At 43.5% G+C, this 17,381-nt stretch carries 14 protein-coding genes; all 14 read left to right on the top strand.

The features are described 5' to 3' along the window. The first annotated feature begins 48 nt into the window (after positions 1-48). On the top strand, positions 49-789 hold the full coding sequence (locus ACWNM1_RS00210; RefSeq protein WP_449599079.1) for a peptidoglycan DD-metalloendopeptidase family protein: 741 nt from the start codon (positions 49-51) through the stop codon (positions 787-789). Positions 790-1,062: 273 nt separating this feature from the next. After that, entirely contained in the window at positions 1,063-1,350 is a 288-nt protein-coding gene (gene spoIIID, locus ACWNM1_RS00205) for a sporulation transcriptional regulator SpoIIID (RefSeq protein WP_234530662.1), read from the top strand. A gap of 129 nt (positions 1,351-1,479) precedes the next feature. Then, positions 1,480-2,478, top strand: coding sequence for a rod shape-determining protein (mreB, locus tag ACWNM1_RS00200; RefSeq protein ID WP_042192456.1), 999 nt, complete (start codon positions 1,480-1,482; stop codon positions 2,476-2,478). A gap of 47 nt (positions 2,479-2,525) precedes the next feature. Further along, positions 2,526-3,404 carry a flagellar hook-basal body protein gene (locus ACWNM1_RS00195; protein WP_149645345.1) on the top strand — a complete coding sequence of 293 codons (879 nt, stop codon included), beginning with the start codon at positions 2,526-2,528 and terminating at the stop codon, positions 3,402-3,404. A gap of 52 nt (positions 3,405-3,456) precedes the next feature. After that, positions 3,457-4,278, top strand: a complete 822-nt coding sequence (locus ACWNM1_RS00190; protein ID WP_076285654.1) for a flagellar hook-basal body protein — start codon at positions 3,457-3,459, stop codon at positions 4,276-4,278. Between the two features lie 10 nt (positions 4,279-4,288). Beyond that, positions 4,289-4,525 (top strand): DNA-directed RNA polymerase subunit beta, encoded by a 237-nt coding sequence (locus ACWNM1_RS00185; protein WP_449599077.1) that lies wholly within the window; start codon positions 4,289-4,291, stop codon positions 4,523-4,525. 257 nt (positions 4,526-4,782) lie between these two features. After that, complete coding sequence (gene fabZ, locus ACWNM1_RS00180) at positions 4,783-5,205, top strand: 3-hydroxyacyl-ACP dehydratase FabZ (protein ID WP_042192447.1); 423 nt, start codon at positions 4,783-4,785, stop codon at positions 5,203-5,205. Positions 5,206-5,252: 47 nt separating this feature from the next. After that, positions 5,253-6,974: a phospho-sugar mutase gene (locus ACWNM1_RS00175; protein WP_449599076.1), complete on the top strand. Its 1,722-nt coding sequence runs from the start codon at positions 5,253-5,255 to the stop codon at positions 6,972-6,974. A gap of 233 nt (positions 6,975-7,207) precedes the next feature. After that, positions 7,208-9,244, top strand: coding sequence for a DUF5693 family protein (locus ACWNM1_RS00170; RefSeq protein WP_449599075.1), 2,037 nt, complete (start codon positions 7,208-7,210; stop codon positions 9,242-9,244). Then, positions 9,220-10,356: a polysaccharide pyruvyl transferase CsaB gene (gene csaB / locus ACWNM1_RS00165; RefSeq protein WP_449599390.1), complete on the top strand. Its 1,137-nt coding sequence runs from the start codon at positions 9,220-9,222 to the stop codon at positions 10,354-10,356. Before ACWNM1_RS00170 ends, csaB begins: the two co-directional genes overlap by 25 nt. A 6-nt stretch (positions 10,357-10,362) precedes the next feature. Then, on the top strand, positions 10,363-11,118 hold the full coding sequence (locus ACWNM1_RS00160; protein WP_042192439.1) for a WecB/TagA/CpsF family glycosyltransferase: 756 nt from the start codon (positions 10,363-10,365) through the stop codon (positions 11,116-11,118). A 116-nt stretch (positions 11,119-11,234) separates the two neighbouring features. Beyond that, positions 11,235-12,362, top strand: a complete 1,128-nt coding sequence (locus tag ACWNM1_RS00155; RefSeq protein ID WP_234530644.1) for a glycosyltransferase family 4 protein — start codon at positions 11,235-11,237, stop codon at positions 12,360-12,362. Positions 12,363-12,521: 159 nt separating this feature from the next. Continuing rightward, a complete protein-coding gene (locus ACWNM1_RS00150; RefSeq protein ID WP_449599074.1) occupies positions 12,522-16,478 on the top strand; it encodes an S-layer homology domain-containing protein in 3,957 nt (1,318 codons plus the stop codon). A gap of 219 nt (positions 16,479-16,697) precedes the next feature. Then, positions 16,698-17,039, top strand: coding sequence for a hypothetical protein (locus tag ACWNM1_RS00145; RefSeq protein ID WP_042131350.1), 342 nt, complete (start codon positions 16,698-16,700; stop codon positions 17,037-17,039). The last annotated feature ends 342 nt before the right edge of the window (positions 17,040-17,381 follow it).

Here is a 17,381-nt window from a genome sequence, read left to right as displayed (position 1 = left end):
TATAAAAGATAGAAGCCCGGTAACACTGGTTACTGAGGTGATAACCATATGAATGAACAAGACAAAAACAAAACAAACCATGATGAATCTCTCAAAAAATCGCAGGGAGATTTAGGTGCTAAACCTTCTTCATGGAGCAAGATGCTATCTAAACGTTGGGTGTTCCCAGCAGTCTACACGGCGGCAGCGGCAATTATACTAACTTTGGTGTGGGTCTATCAGGATGCCGGCCAAAAACCGCTTAAACAGGACACCGCCGCCACATCACAGCAAGTAGGAGCTTCGACTAATGAAGCTGGTACTGCAAACAGTAATCCAGATGCCCTTGAAGTTCTTGCTTCAGCGGAAAGCCTGGTTTGGCCAGTAGCCAATCCAGGTGAAGTAGAAGTGGTCAAACCGTATTATGATGAGAATGGTACAGAGGACAATCACGTTGCCGCAATGGTGCAGTATAACGACAAATTTATTCCTAATGTCGGTATCGATCTTGCCCGTGAAGACAACAATACGTTCGACGTCAAAGCAGCGCTTAGCGGTGAAGTTACTAGAGTGGACGATGTTGCAGTGTTAGGTAAGGTCATTGAGATTACCCATCAAGGTAACATGAAGACCGTGTACCAAAGTCTTGGTGACACAAAAGTGAAACAAGGCGATGTTGTGAAGCAAGGAGATACGCTTGCAACCGCAGGTCGCAGTGAAATCGAGAAGGATCTTGGCAATCATGTACACTTTGAAGTGTACAAGGATGGCAAAGTAGTTAATCCATCAGAGTTACTGCCAGGTCGATAAGAAAATTTAAAACAGGGGGCCTTCGCCCCCTGTTTTTGTGTGTAAATAACGCCCTTCGTAAGCAGCATGCTTATAAAGAGCCTTATTTTCCTATGAGAAACGGTTTATGTCTTTAAAGGACTAACGACGTTCCGTCATGCGAATAACAAGGCTTCTTGGGTTGTCCATTAAATAAAATGAGCCCTCACAGGCTTGTCATGTCTTGAAAGCGCGAATATATAAGCCCGCCCCTCATATAATGTACCAAACTATCCACAGTTGGGAGGCGGGAGCGTGCACGATTACATCAAGGAACGTACGATCAAAATCGGACGCTGCATCGTGGAAACCAGGCATACGGTCCGGACCATAGCCAAGGAATTTGGCGTTTCAAAGAGCACGGTGCACAAAGACTTGACGGAGCGTCTGCCAGAGATCAACCCTGATCTGGCCGATCAGGTGAAGCACATTCTTGAATATCACAAATCCATCCGACATCTTCGGGGGGGAGAAGCCACAAAAATTAAATATAAAAAAACGACGGGGAAAAAACGTGAGGTTGCTGTAGCATCAAAGACATGAGATTTTCGGAAATTTAAGGAAATATTAAGCTTTAAAACATTGTGTAGTTCCCCTAAAGTATGTTATTTTTAAATTTAGTACTAACTGCTGTTTTTTCAATTAAAATAACACTTTGGGGGCTCTTTCATTATGTTTAGCAAGGATATCGGAATCGACCTCGGCACGGCCAATGTGCTCATACATGTTAAGGGAAGGGGAGTCGTTCTGGATGAACCTTCCGTGGTCACACTTGAAAGTGATACGAAGAGAGTCCTTGCGGTGGGAGAACAGGCACGTCGCATGGTTGGACGTACACCCGGAAATATAACAACTATCCGTCCTTTACGGGATGGTGTCATTGCAGATTTTGAAGTCACGGAAATGATGCTGAAGTATTTTATCGACCGTGTTGGCGGTCGCACCTGGTATTCACGGCCTCGCATTCTGATATGCGCCCCTACAAATATTACATCTGTGGAACAAAAGTCCATTCGGGAAGCGGCAGAACGCAGCGGGGCTAAGGAAGTATTTATGGAAGAGGAGCCCAAGGCCGCTGCGATTGGAGCGGGAATGGACATTTATCAGCCAAGTGGAAACATGGTCGTCGATATCGGTGGCGGAACGACGGATGTAGCCGTACTTTCTATGGGCGACGTCGTTACCGCTTCTTCGATTAAAGTCGCTGGAGACAAGTTCGATGAGGCCATTTTAAGATATATTAAACAAAAGTATAAATTGTTGATCGGTGAACGGACAGCAGAGGATATTAAGGTTACTATTGGTACGGTTCGACCTGGTTTGATGAAGTCCGAAATGGATATTCGTGGCCGGGACATGGTAAGCGGACTTCCCCAAACGCTCACTATTACGGCGGCTGAGGTAAAGGAAGCATTATGGGATCCGGTTTCTTCCATTGTGGCTGCAGCTAAATCGGTACTGGAGCGTACACCACCAGAGTTGTCTGCGGACATCATTGACCGGGGTGTAGTTCTGACTGGTGGAGGTGCTTTGCTTAACGGATTGGACGAGCTACTCTCAGAAGAATTACATGTACCTGTTTGGGTAGCGGAAGACCCTATGCACTGTGTGGTAAAAGGAACAGGAATTATGCTGGACAATTTGGACAAGGTCGTAAAGAAAAAGTTCTAAGCAGCCGATATAAAAGGTAGCATTAGATTCGGAAGGAGACTACCTTCATGATAAGAGGTTTATATACGGCCGCTGCAGGTATGGTTGCGCAGCAACGTAGACACGATACGGCAACACAGAACATCGCTAACTTAAATACAACGGGATATAAGCAGGTTGACAGTGTTAATCATGCTTTTCCGGATGTCTTGATCTCGGCTATGATTAATGGCAATACCACGCCGGTGGGGCGCCTTAACACGGGAGTTTTTGCAGAACAGTCAATATCCCAATATTTACAGGGTGATTTAAGGGAGAGCGGCAAGTCTATGGATTTTGCTTTATCTACAGATTTGCAAGTCGCCGACCCTGTGACGGGTCAAAATATAGCCTTTGATGGTTCAGGAAAATATGTAAGTCCTGAGGGTGAGGTTATTTACCGTCCACAGGCTTTCTTTACCGTTCAGGATGCTGAGGGCAATAACTTATTTACCCGAAATGGAAGCTTCACAGTAAATGCGGCTACGGGAGAAGTGTTGAGCAGTGGAGGCTTCAAGGTTCTGGATTCCACTGGCAAGCCTCTTGTCTTGACAGGAAATCAGGACACTCTTAAAGTGGACGGGCAGGGTAATGTACTAAATCCAGTAACAGGACTTCCGACAGGGACCAAGATTGGTGTGAGTGTAGTTACAAAGCCGCAGGAGCTTGTGCGTGATGGTAAAGGTGTGTTTCACGCTGATGATATAGCGGCGGCAGACATTCGTTACTCCAATGCAACTGATAACTTACAGGTGCGTCAAGGATATTTAGAGGGCTCCAATGTTGACCCTACTCAGGTTACTGTAGATTTGAATGCCGCATACCGGGCATATGAAGCGAACCAAAAGATCGTCCAATACTATGATAGCAGCTTGCAGAAGGCTGTAACTGAAGTCGGCAGGGTATAAGTGCTGCTTATGAAATGGGTTTTACAGGTACAGCTTATAGGAGGTTTGATCTATGAACAACTCAACGATTAGTGCAGCAGTCTCCATGTCGAGCCTTCAGCAGCGGCTTGATATTATAGCGGATAATCTAGCCAATATGGATACAAATGGTTATAAGAGCAAGAAAGGCTCCTTTGAGGATGTGCTGACTCGTGTGCAGCAGCAATCGGACGACTATGATCAGCCTGGCCGCGCTACACCTCTAGGCTTTAATATCGGTTTTGGGACTTATGTGCCTTCGATTACGACTAATTGGGAAGAAGGCCCCCTTAAAGAAACAGGTAATCCAACCGATTTGGCGCTTCAGGGTAATGGGCTGTTTGGCGTTCAGGTCAATGGAACTACAGCTTATACAAGACAAGGTGATTTTCACTTTACGCCTGACACCACCGATGCAACGAAAATGGTCCTTGTAGATAATACGGGGAATCCGGTACTGAATACAGCAGGTAATCCTTTAACGGTCCCTGTGGGCGTGAATGCAGCTATCGATGAATCCGGTCGTGTATTAACGAAACAGTCAGAGAATGGACCTGTTCGGGTAGCAGGTACTATAATGATTGTAGAACCTAAGACACAGAATGCTTTAAAGGCAGTGGACGGGAATTTCTATATGCTTGCCGATGGAGTTACAGCACAGCAGGCTTTTGTACAAAGAGCGGCAGGTGAGGCGTCTGGAATTGGAGTACGCTCAGGGTGGCTGGAGCAGTCAAATGTCGATATGACCACAGAAATGACAGAAATGATGCAGATTCAACGTACGTATCAACTCGCAGCTCGGGCGCTTTCTTCCAGTGATCAGATGCTAGGTCTGGCCAATAACATGCGCGGGTAGAGGTGAAGGAATGGAACGTCAGAAAAAGGTGAAGTCGGAAGACAAACCAGAAGACAAGAAAGAGTCGAAGCGACGAGGATTATCAAAATGGACACTTATCCAGTGGATTCTTATTCCTTTGCTTCTCGTAGCTGCACTTGGAGGCGGACTGGTTGTCGGTTACGTTGTCCTTGGCAAAAAAGAGTTTAGCGATGTTCTACAATGGAGCACGTGGAAACATGTCTATGATTTGGTTTTTGCTCCATAATTTAAGATGATAACAACTCCCTTCTTGCTTAAGGGAGTTTTCTTTTTTATACGGATAAATGTATAATGGTGGGGGGCCTCGGGCAGCAAAAAGGGCCCTCTCCGCCATGCTATCGCATCCGGTGGAGAAAGCCCCTTATCTCAACCTCCACTTCTGCAGGTGGTGAAGGATATATATAGTTTTTACCGAAGCTGCCTAAATTTATGCAGTTCGGCGAAGAATAAATAAAGTAACATCCGAAAGGAGTTTTGTTAATAATGCTGGATATCAACCAAATTCAAGAAATCATCCCCCATCGGCCTCCATTTCTGCTGGTGGACAAAATCACTGAGATTGAAATGGGTAAACGAGCTGTTGGCATTAAAAATGTAACGATCAACGAACCTTTCTTCGCAGGTCATTTTCCAGGTTATCCGGTAATGCCGGGCGTACTGATTACAGAAGCTCTTGCACAAGTTGGTGCGGTTGCTATTCTAGGGGTAGAAGCGAATCGCGGTCGGATTGGCTTTTTAGCCGGGCTCGATGGATTCCGTTTCCGTGGTCAAGTCGTACCGGGAGATACGCTCACTCTTGAAGTGGAGATTACTCGCCTTAAGGGCAGTATTGGAAAAGGACAAGCTACTGCTTCGGTTGAGGGGAAAGTTGTTGCCTCTGGGGAAATTATGTTTGCGCTCAGCTAATATTAATTAGCGAATATATATTATACATGGAGAAGGAGAGATTCTAAATGACTCAATTAAGCCCAAAAGCGGCAGAAACCTTATCTCGCTGGCTGGAGAACGAATCTGTTGATGAGTCTACGAAGGCGGAGCTGCGCGCTCTGGAGAACGAGCCACAGGAGCTCGAGGAACGATTTTATAGAGATCTAGAATTCGGTACAGGTGGTCTACGTGGTGTGATTGGAGCAGGTAGTAATCGTATCAATCGTTATACGGTAGGTAGAGCTACACAAGGTTTCGCTAAATATATTCTGGAGACGCATACTGGAGAGGGAAAACCTTCTGTTGTTATCGCTCATGACTCCCGTCGCTTCTCGCCTGAATTCACACTTGAAGCTGCTCTTGTATTGGCTGCTAATGGCATTGAGGCTCACTTATTCACTTCTCTGCGTTCAACACCCCAATTGTCGTTCAGTGTGCGGCATTTGAAGGCAACGGGCGGTATTGTTATTACTGCAAGTCATAATCCGCCTGAATATAACGGGTATAAGGTTTATAATTCTGAAGGTGGACAGCTTGTCCCTGATGAAGCCGAAAAGGTCATTTCTTACATATTAGGGGTTGACACTTTTGATGGTGTGAAACGGATTTCCCAAGAAGAAGCGGAGCGTCAAGGTCTGCTGCACTGGCTTGGTGAGAAGGATGACGAAGCGTTTACCGATACTGTCGCTGCGGTTAGTCTTGCAAGTGAAGAGATCGCCTCTACGCTTGGAAAAGACTTCAAAATCGTATACACCCCGCTACATGGTACTGGTAACCTGCCAGTCCGCCAAGTGCTTGAGAAAATAGGTTTCACACAGGTGCATGTTGTACCTGAGCAAGAACAACCAGATTCCGAATTTTCCACTGTAAAATCACCGAACCCAGAAGAACGCGAAGCCTTTACCCTGGCTATGAAGCTGGGCGAAGAGTTGAATGCAGACCTCTTAATTGGCACGGATCCCGATGCAGACCGTATGGGGGCAGTGGTTCGCGATAATGAAGGTAAATTTGTTGTTTTGTCGGGCAATCAATCTGGCGCTTTGATGATTCATTATTATTTGAGCCGTTTACAGGAACAAGGTAAATTGCCTAGCAATGGTGCAGTTGTGAAGACTATCGTGACGAGCGAGATGGGGGCTGCTGTAGCCTCTCATTATGGTGCAACTGTATTTAATACGTTAACGGGCTTCAAATATATTGGGGAAAAAATGACTCAATTCCAACAATCCGGAGATTACACATATCTTTTCGGTTATGAAGAAAGCTATGGTTATCTTGCAGGTAACTATGCTCGTGATAAGGACGCCGTTCTTGCGGCTATGTTGATCGCTGAAGCAGGTGCTTATTACAAAGCTCAAGGCAAAACATTATATGATGTTCTTCAGGAATTGTATGAGCAGTTCGGATACTTCTTGGAAAGCCTGGAGTCCCGTACATTGAAGGGTAAGGATGGCGTTGCGCAAATTCAGGGTATCATGAATGATTGGCGTACGAATGCGCCACAAGAAATTGCGGGATCTGCCGTTACAGAGGTGCTGGATTATTCGCTAGGCTTGAATGGTCTGCCGAAGGAAAATGTACTAAAGTATTTGCTGGCTGACGGTTCATGGTTCTGCCTGCGTCCTTCCGGTACCGAGCCAAAGATTAAAGTTTATTTTGCGGTTGTGGGTGAATCCTTGCAGAATGCTAAGGATAAGGTAGCTACACTATCCAAGCAGGTTATGGCTCGTGTTGACGGGGAACAATAAAATAAGAATATAGATCGCGCTCTATATTGTGAAATTATATTTTTTAAATATAAGAAAGTATAAGTTTCACGCCATACTTTATATCTTATATTTCTCGCATAAACGCTTACCGTCCTTGGAAGGACGCCGAAGGCGTTTAAGCTTGCATAGAAACGGGTACCGTCTCTAAAAGGATGACGATCCGTTTCTACTTTTGTAAAAAGAGTTTTGAAGTGAAAGAGGAGGTACTTTTGGTGCAGCAAAAATGGCAACGTTGGAATATTTCTTCCCGAAAGTGGCTGTGGATCATAGTTGTGGTTGGCGTTTTAGCTGCCTTGCCAGTTGTCTATGACCGTCTGCAGACGGAGAAGTCTTCCAAGACAGTGGAATTTGTATTTGATTACCGTGATTTAGTTGAAGTAGCAAGCTATCGTGCAAATCCGCAGGATTATATTTCCGAACAGTTAGATCGTCTAAAAGATGCTGGTGTTCAGAGTATGGCGATTTACGAAAGCACGCTGGAAGATTATCGGAAGGCGCGTCGTCTAATGATGTGGGGTGCGGCTGATATCGCTAATCTTACGGATACAATCATTCCGGTGAATGAGAACTATACTTATGTTCTTTTTACTAGTCCTGATTACTACCAGGCCCTGGCGCCTGTCATTAAAGAGGCATTCGGTAATCTTGGGATTACTTCGAAGGAATGGAGTTTCCGCGGACAACAAGGTCTTATTATTGAGACTCCAATAGAAGATGCTACACTGAAGCCACTTCAGCCGGATCCATTTACACTGGAGATGCTGCATGACAAAGGGTTCACCATTGTACCGCGTCTTGTGGATTCTTTGACTTATAATAAAGCAACAGTTATGAAGCTGTTAGATCGTTATGAAGAATTGGGTGTAAAACGAATCCTATTCGAGGGAGAGTCCGTTAAAGGGTTTAATGATGATGCCGATACGGCTAGTATTACTGACTTTGCAAATCTCCTTAAGGAACGTGGAATCGGAATTGCAGCGATTGAAAATATTAAGAAGCAGCAGAAGGGTTTTAACAAGCTTGCTTATTTGCTGGACTATAACGTAACACGGTTATATTCCCTTAGCGAAGGGGATTCTGCCTTAGATCCAAAAGTGATCTCAGATCGCTTCGCCCTGGCAACAAAGGATCGTAATATCCGCATGATTTATTTAAATACGATTCCTTCGCGAAATACAGCTAAGGCACAGATTACAGATACGCTAGACAACCTTGTCACGAGTCTGAGTGATCCTGGTGGTGCCGTTGAGCAGATCAAAGACAATGGGTTTAAGTTAGGACAAGCTACGGCTTTTGAGGTTGTAGATTCGTCTTATCAGCGTTACTTCAAGCTAGTTGCGGTAGTTGGCGCAGTCTCTTTAGTAGCGCTGCTGATTTCATACTTTATTCCATGGCTTACGATCCCTGCATGGGTGCTAGGATTACTGGGAAGTGCAGGCCTGCTGGTCTTGAAACCAGAGCTATTTGAGCAGGCACTGGCGCTAGCGGCTGCGATAAGTGCACCAACCCTGGCGGTTGTACTTGCCATTCGTAAGGTTAATGAAATGGGACCTCCGCTACGGAACAATACCCTTACTTATAAGGTTATGAGCCCGCAACGTCGGTTTACGCATAGTCTGGTGCTTTATTTGAAGACGTCATTAATTTCTTTGAGCGCTGTGCCATTCGTGATCGCACTGCTCAACAACATAACCTACAGTCTAGTGCTGGACCAGTTCCGTGGTGTTAGTCTGCTCCATATGGCGCCTATCGGCCTTGTAGCACTTTATGTACTCCTCTATCGTGGAGAGTTTGTCTTTAACAAGACAGGTAAGCTGCTGCGTACACCAATCACATTAGCTATGGTTCTTGCCGCTATGGTTCTTGGGGTCGTAGGTATGTATTATTTAAGCCGTACTGGAAATGGTGGTAACGTAACACCTCTAGAAATGGCCTTCCGTACATTCCTAGAGAATACGGTTGGTGTCCGGCCGCGTAATAAAGAGTTTTTGCTCGCACATCCGTTATTAATTCTTGGTGCATTCCTGGCCTTTAGATATCGGAGTGCAGCGTTTATCATGATTATTGCCGTAATTGGTCAGCTCTCCATGGTGGATACCTTTGCACATATTCATTCACCTGTTCTGATCTCGCTGGTTCGTGGATTGCTCGGTCTTGGACTCGGACTGATCATTGGTATAATTGCCGTAATCGTATGGCAGATTGCAGAAGGGTGTTGGAAACGATGGTCGCCACTCCTAAAAAGATAGTTATCTCTGGTTACTATGGTTTCCGTAACAGTGGAGATGAGGCGGTGCTGCAGTCCATTCTAATTGCACTGCAGAAACAGTCTCAAGCTTTGGGTATATCCATTGAGCCTATAGTGCTGTCTATTGATCCTGAGTGGACGAGCGCCACATACGGAGTGAAATCCGTGCACCGGATGAAGCTTGTTGAAGTCCGTCAAGCGATTTATGAGAGCGCTGGTCTGATCAGTGGTGGGGGTAGCTTGCTGCAGGATGTCACAGGTAGCAAGAGTATTCCTTACTATTTAGGTATTATCAAGCTTGCGCAGTGGATGGGGAGACCAACCTTTATCTATGCTCAAGGCATTGGGCCAGTGAATCGTAAACTTTTTCACCCTTTAATCAAATCCGTGTTTCGTAAATGTACCTATATATCTGTGCGGGATGAACAATCCCGCGAGCTTCTCCTATCTATGGGACTGGAACAGAAGAAGATAGAGGTTGTTCCCGACCCGGTTATGGGCCTGTCTTTGCCAGAGGACACGGATGCTACTACACAAGCTTCAGAATTACCTAATTCACTTCCGGTGATTGGGATATCGGTACGTTTTTGGGAGCAAGACCGCAGAGAACTGGAGGCTCTTGCACAAGGCTTGATTAAGGCCAACCGCGAGGTTCCGTTACATTTGAGATTTCTCCCTTTTCACACCCCTTCGGACAATGAGACTTCACGTTATCTGATGGATAAGCTGAAGGGAAGTATAATCGAGCATGGCGGACAGGTCAGTATTTGTGAGGATGCTATTCACCCGCAGCAGATGCTACGGGAAGTGGGACAATGCGATGTTCTGATTGGTATGCGACTTCATAGCTTGATCTATGCGGCTGGAAGACGTGTTCCACTGATTGGCATTTCTTATGATCCGAAGATCGATCATTTTCTAGACAGAATTCAATGTCATCCTGTAGGAGCAACGAACACACTTGATGCTGAACATGTTGCTGCCGAGATTGTTCATCTTTTGAACACAGTGCAGGAGTGGAGAGCAGCACGGGAAGATGTCATTTCCAAGTTGATTCAAGAAGCAGAGGCACCAGCTCGACAAATCGTAGAATATTTTCACCATAAAGGATGATCTAAAGTGAAAGCAGAAAGCGCGGTACCTACAGTTCCTATTTTTGGAATTAGAGTCTCTAAAGTTGATATGGCAGCAACGGTTGCCTATTTGACGGAGGCTGTTCATACCCGTATCCCGCATCAAGTGATTACGGCTAATCCCATTATGGTTATGGCTGCACTGGAAGATCCAGCTTATATGGATATTATGAAATCGGCTGAATTGGTTGTCCCCGATGGGACAGGCGTTGTATGGGCTGCTAATTATTGTAATGAGCCGGTATCAGAACGGGTAGCAGGTTATGATCTGTTACATGAATTGATGCGGCAGGGTGAAAGATATAGTTGGAAGGTATATCTCCTAGGATCTACGCCTGAAGTGATTCGGGAAACCGCTGAAAGGTTACAATTGCAATATCCGGGTGTTATCATTGCAGGATATCACGACGGTTATTTTGGTCCGGATGCAGATGAAGAAATTGTTGCTGGAATTGTTAAGGCTAATCCTGACTTATTATTTGTAGCCAGAGGTGCGGATAGTCAGGAACCTTGGATTGCTAAATATAAGTCTAAACTGGGCGTTCCGATTATGATGGGGGTCGGCGGCAGCTTTGACGTGATCTCTGGGAAGAGCAAAAGAGCGCCAATAGCCTTCCAAAAAATGAGAATAGAATGGTTATACCGTCTCCTAAAAGAACCTACACGGTACAAACGAATGCTTGCACTGCCGAAATTCGCATTAAAAGTGGTGCGTGAGAAAGATAAAGTAACAAAAGTCTAGCAAAATGCCGATATTCACCTAGAAAATGAGAAAAATAGCCTAAATAAAGGATTGGAATTTGTTTTTGTAACAGCGTATAATTCAATGCGGTAGAGAAATGGGGGTCGACTGATCAAATGTTAATCATATACATCGCTGGATTTATCGTATGCATGGGACTCGCACTTGGCCTCACACCTTTGGTGAAGAAATTCGCCATTAAGATTGGTGCAACAGATGTGCCGAATGCTCGTAAAGTGCACACGAAAATTATGCCCCGCCTTGGCGGATTAGCTATTTTTCTAGCGTTTGTGTTAGGCCTGCTTGCCGTATTGCCGATTATTCCATACGAGTTCACTCCGCGGGAGGTCAACTTCATCAAAGCGCTGCTGTGTGGTGGCGGACTGATTGTACTTATCGGTGCACTCGATGACCGATTCGAATTATCAGCAAAAGTGAAGCTACTGGGCCAAATTATCGCAGCCTGTATCGTTGTTTTCGGCTTTGGTATTACTGTAGACTTTGTGAATATTCCATTTAACAATACGTATTCCTCATTGGAGAGCTGGATTGCTATCCCGCTTACGATTTTCTGGATTGTCGGTGTTACCAATGCCGTTAATCTGATCGACGGGCTGGACGGGCTTGCGGCTGGTGTATCAGGAATTGCAATTGCTACGATTGCGGCAATGGCTTTCGTGATGGGAAACACCATGGTGGCAATGCTGTGTCTGTTGCTTCTGGGTAGCATCATCGGATTCCTGTTCTTTAACTTCCATCCTGCTAAGATTTTCATGGGAGATACGGGTTCGCTGTTCTTAGGCTTTTGCTTGGCATTACTTGCTTTGCTAGGATTTAAACAGATTGCAGTGGTTTCGTTTATTACACCTTTGCTTATTATCGGTGTACCATTGTCGGACACGTTCTTTGCGATCGTGCGACGTAAGCTGCAGAAGAAACCAATCTTCGCACCAGATAAAGGTCACTTGCATCACTGTCTACGCGAGCTTGGCTTTAGCCACCGCCAGACTGTACTCATTATTTATGGTATTGCTGCATTTTTCGGTATTTTAGCGGTCATTCAATCATCCGCAGCTCTTTACGAAGCGAACTGGGTTACGTTCGTGGTCATCTGTATCATGCTCTTCTTCTTGCAAATCGGTGCTGAAATTACAGGCTTGATTGGTAAGACTAAACGTCCAGTGATTAATTTCTTTTTAAGAATGCGGATGAAGGCTAATCCGGAAAGAGGCTCTAAGTCTTAAGCGACTAAGCAATTATTCTAAAATTTTCTAAACTTAACAAAACTCATCCGATTTCGGATGAGTTTTTTGTTGTTTTCCCTAAAAATATTGATACTTATGACCGATAAAGAACAAAGTGAAGGTTTACGAGAACTTATACTCAAAGGAGAGATATAACACATGCAACGCTTTAAGAGACCGTTCGTTTGGCTGATGCTGGCGGCTTTGATCGTTTCTATGTTCCCAGGTAAATACACGCCGATAGCGGCAGCGGCTACCACGACATACTTCAGTCCGGATGATCTCACGCTGCGAAATACAATTGAGCTGAAACAGGAGATTGTGCCGGATAACGATCCGAATGCCAAATATAATATTTCAAGACAAACCGTTTATAAGACAAGCAATCCGAATTTTTCGATTACTGGTACGTATGCACAGGTAACAACTTCTACAATGAAAGTCACTGTGCAGCAATTGACTCAAAATGGTAGTAAATGGGTTACGGATGCTACCCACTCGACTACCGGCGCAGTAACCACTGATACTACAAATCCTACTAATCGTTTTATTGCTAGTGGGCTCACATTGTTTACAGGATACAATAAGATTACTTTTTCTGGGATGCAAGGTACTTTAGAGCGCTCAGAATCATTTTATGTTCTTTATGATAAGGTTCCTTATATCTCCTCTCTACAAGTTCTTGGAGGTGGACCTTCCGCGATTAATTTGAATGAGGGAACTAAGGTTGTTGTTCCTAATCAACAGATTACGCTACAAGGTAATGTGACCAATGCAACTCGAGTGGGCGTTTCATTGAATGGAGGATCATCACTGCAAACCTCGCTACTTGAGGATGGTACATTTTTCACTCCAGCATTAACGCTTAAATCAGGGGAAAACACGTTGGAGATCGTTGTGCAGAATGCAGCGGACTCGATTACAATAAAACGCTCAATTTATTACTTTAATACAAACAGACCTTTTACTGACTTACAAATTTATCATGGTGATGGAACGAATTATAGAGCTCATAACATTCTTGAAAATATTCCTACACTAACTGCTTCAGATACTACTGCAAATATCATAGGACAAGTTCTTTTACCTTATAGTGCAAGTGATAAATCCTTTGAAGATGATCATATTGTCAAAATTAATGATCAGGTTGTTCCGGTTAAAGTGTTGAAATCATACACGATTTCGGCAGATGGTGTTTATACGCCAGATACTAGTGCTGGCCAAAAAGAAATTGTAATTCCTGGTCCAGATGGTGTAACGCCTCAATATCGATTGGTTTCATTCGAGACCACAACGCCATTTACCCTTACTTCGGGATCTGGCAACGTGGTACTGTCCATTAAATATGGTTCTTACGAGACTTCAACCAAAGAAAGTTATAAATATCTGAAAGATGAGACTGTGATTACAGATATGTTTTATCTTTCAGGATATAAAGAAGCTGCAAGTGTTGATATTTCTTCCGTTTCAAAACTAGCGTTGAATGGTTCTCAGGTTGAAAAACCCGATTTCTACATTTTGGTGAAAACAAATGTTGCCCCAAAAGCAGGAGCGATATTGCAGGGTTCTTACCTACCACTGGGTGCTTCGCTAGTCCTGACAGAACAGCCTAATGTCACAGGCTTAAAAGCTAATGAAAAGGTGTATAAAGTTGAAGGGTTCTCAAATGGCCAGCAAAAGGTGAAATTTCAATTTTCGGGGTCTCAATCCTTTTATAATGCCGATATCGCCTATGTTTCTAAGAATTATATCTATGTTGCTAATTTGAATGATGGACAGACCTATACTTTTAATTCTGCTACTAGCTCTAATAGTATGACTATTTCTGGTGAGTATATTGGATTTGAAAGCATCGGTAATCCTCAATTCTTTATTAATGGGATTTCGAACGATAAAATAAAAACAACTGCAAAACCAAATGGCTATGAATTTAATGTAACGCTGACGAATCCAAAGTTTTCCTTTGATTTACCTATATCCTCCGCAGGTCCACTAGTTTATGGTGAGAATAAGATTGTGTTTGTTGGAACCTCGATGGATAAGGCAAATAATAAAAGGGAAGTTCGAAAAGAACTGCGAATTTATATTATCGATACGAATGTCTCTAATTTGTCACAGTTCCATCCGTCTATATCTAAGGGACGGGTCGATTTTACCCATGATTTAGTGAAGGATTATACAGATAAAGAACTTAATGACATTCTTGGATTAACTTCTGAGTTCATTTATAAGGATGAAAAATTTGTTACTAGCCAAACTAAATATGATTTGGTGTTAAGAGGCGGGGCGGCTACTAAGCTTAACCTGTACCAAGGATCAGACCTGTTCCTTTCTTTTGGTAGTGAAGTTTTGACTGGAAATGCTTCTGGACACAGGAAGCTAAATGAATTCACCTATAATAATCAAAAATATTATTATGATTTCTCCGGTAACAGCACAGAATTTATGCTTCGAATTCGTGATATCCCAGCTGAAACTGCTGGAAGCATTGTATATAATCTTGAATTAATCAATGACACAGGTGCACGTACAAATCAGCGTCTGGAAGTTGTTCGTGAAGTTTCTCCCTATCGCGTACTGTCCCCGGTGGCAACCGTAGGTGAACAGATCGTCGTTAACAAAAACTTTGTTCGTTTTGATATTGAGGCTGAAGGTGCTACAAAAGTCATTATTGATAAATATGAGGCCGAAAAGCGCACTGATCTGCCGAATCGTTTCACACTGGATTTTGTAGGTTTAAAAGCAGATAAAGCCACAACAATTAAAATTCAAATTGTTCGCGCTGATTCTACTCTCAGTGATACGATAAGCGTGTATTATGCGAGTGCCGTTCAAGTAGATACGCAGTATATGGCTGAGAAAGTTGCAACGAAGTATAGTGCGTTTAATAAGGGACTAGAGCTGAGCTTCCCTAAAGGTACACTTATGAAAGGCTATACTACCTCTGGTGCAGCTAAGTACTATCCAGATACAAAACTATTGTTCGGTATTGCTGATCCATTGGATGGTGTTGTTGAACGTAAAAATGATTATGGCAATACTATTAACGTCGATGCTGATGCACGGACTCCAGGTGGCTTGAGTACGTTGTTGATCCCTTCAGATCTTGTATTACGATTTAACTCAACAGTAGAAACTAATAACTTCTCACGTGTATCCGATATTTATTGGCTTAGCGGAGGTTTGGGAGAAAGAGGTACAAAAGGTACTGCTCTTTATAAACCGGCTACTAACGGGATTGCTCCATACTCAATAGAAGGTAATTTCACACAAATTGAAGCTGAACGCAAGATTGTACCATCCCAGCGAGGTGATCTTACACTAACCTTTAATCCAAATATTGTTGATGAGGTTGGTTCCACAATCACTGTATTCCGTTACACGGACTCAGGACAATGGGAGAATATTGGTGGAGAAGTGGACACAAAGAAACACACCATCACGGTGCCATTTGATCAATTTGGGTATTACACTGTAATGAAGCTTCGTCGTGGATATAACGATATTACTAATCACCCATGGGCTAGAAATATTTTGAATGGTCTTTATTCTAAAGGCATTATGAAGAATTTGCGGTTTGACCAGTTTGGTGCTGATAATACAACAACACGTGGAGAATTCGCTACGTTGTTAGTGAAGGGCTTGAGCCTTCCATTGAATTATAATAATAATCAGCAGACGTTCTTCGATATTGTACCTGAAGCAGTTTCTACAACTTGGGACTTCAAACATATTGAGACAGCAGCAAGAGCTGGTATTATTACTGGATTAAGCGATGGTTTCTTTGGTCCGGATCAACCTGTTACGCGAGAACAGGCGGCTGTGATGATCGCTCGGGCTCTTAAGCTGAAAATGTCTACAAATGACAATAAGTTGTTAACCAGTCTATCTAAATCTTTTGTAGACACCGGTAATATGGACTTTTACTCTCGGCCAGCTATTGAGGCAGTTTCCAAGGCTAAGATCATGGAAGGCAGCGCAGTGACGATTACAGGGCAAAAGAAGCCAGTATATAATTTTAATCCAAAAGGTAAGCTTACACGTGCAGAGGCTGGTAAGATTGCTGTAGAACTGCTCAAAAAGAGCACAAGTATTTTCCCGAAAACTTTTAATTAAAGAGTTAGGATTAAAAAAACGGCCAATTTCGCAAGAAATATCTGCGGATTGGTCGTTCTTCATTCCATTTAAATGGTTAATCCCAACCAATTTTACAGTTGTATAATAGTCAACTTAGAGAAAAGTGTAAACTTACCAGAGACATATATTTTGTATTCTGCTTCGATTTACGTTACAATAACTTAGAAAATATTATTTTCTGAAAGGTGAAAGCCAACCATGAAACCGATTTTAGCAAAAGCACAGTTGGATTACATGAAAGCCAAGAATATGTTTGAGAATAGAGCAAAAGTGTTGGAGAAGGAAATCGCGGCTAAACGGGCACTACAGGAAATTACGCAAGAGGTCATGGAGGAACTTGTGCAGGCTACAGGATTCCATGATTCATACAACGAGCTTGTTGTGGCTGAGAATGCCCTGATCGAATGGTCTCATACTACAATCAAACATGAGAAGAGCTACCGCGAGAATCGCGCAGCTATTGATGCAATGTATGACAATGTAAACTCAAGTCCTGAAAAGCGTCAGGAATTGATCCAATTATCTATGAAGATTCGTTAGACCCTACTGTAATAGAAGCAAGCGCCGGCAACGGCGCTTTTTTGTTGCGTTCAGCATCATGATGCTGTCTTTAAAGTGGATCTCCGAATGGTGACGGTAAGTAGTGGCCATTAGCTTACGAATCATCAAAGTAATGAAACAGGAGGCGAACCAAGAAAGAGGATGTTATACCTTTAGTGTAAGAACTATGAGTCGAATCCCAGAAGGGGAACCGTTGTCATATAATCGCTCTACAGTGATGTGAGAAATCAGGCTATCTGCTCCTGCATACTCAAAATTTGTAGGAATGTTTAAATAAATGGCACTAGTGTTAATGATACTTAGTAAATATTGCATAATGAC

It is taken from the genome of Paenibacillus sp. Marseille-Q9583, from assembly GCF_976954365.1.
Note: the sequence above shows the minus strand (reverse complement) of the source record. Positions and strands in the feature narration are given on the sequence as shown.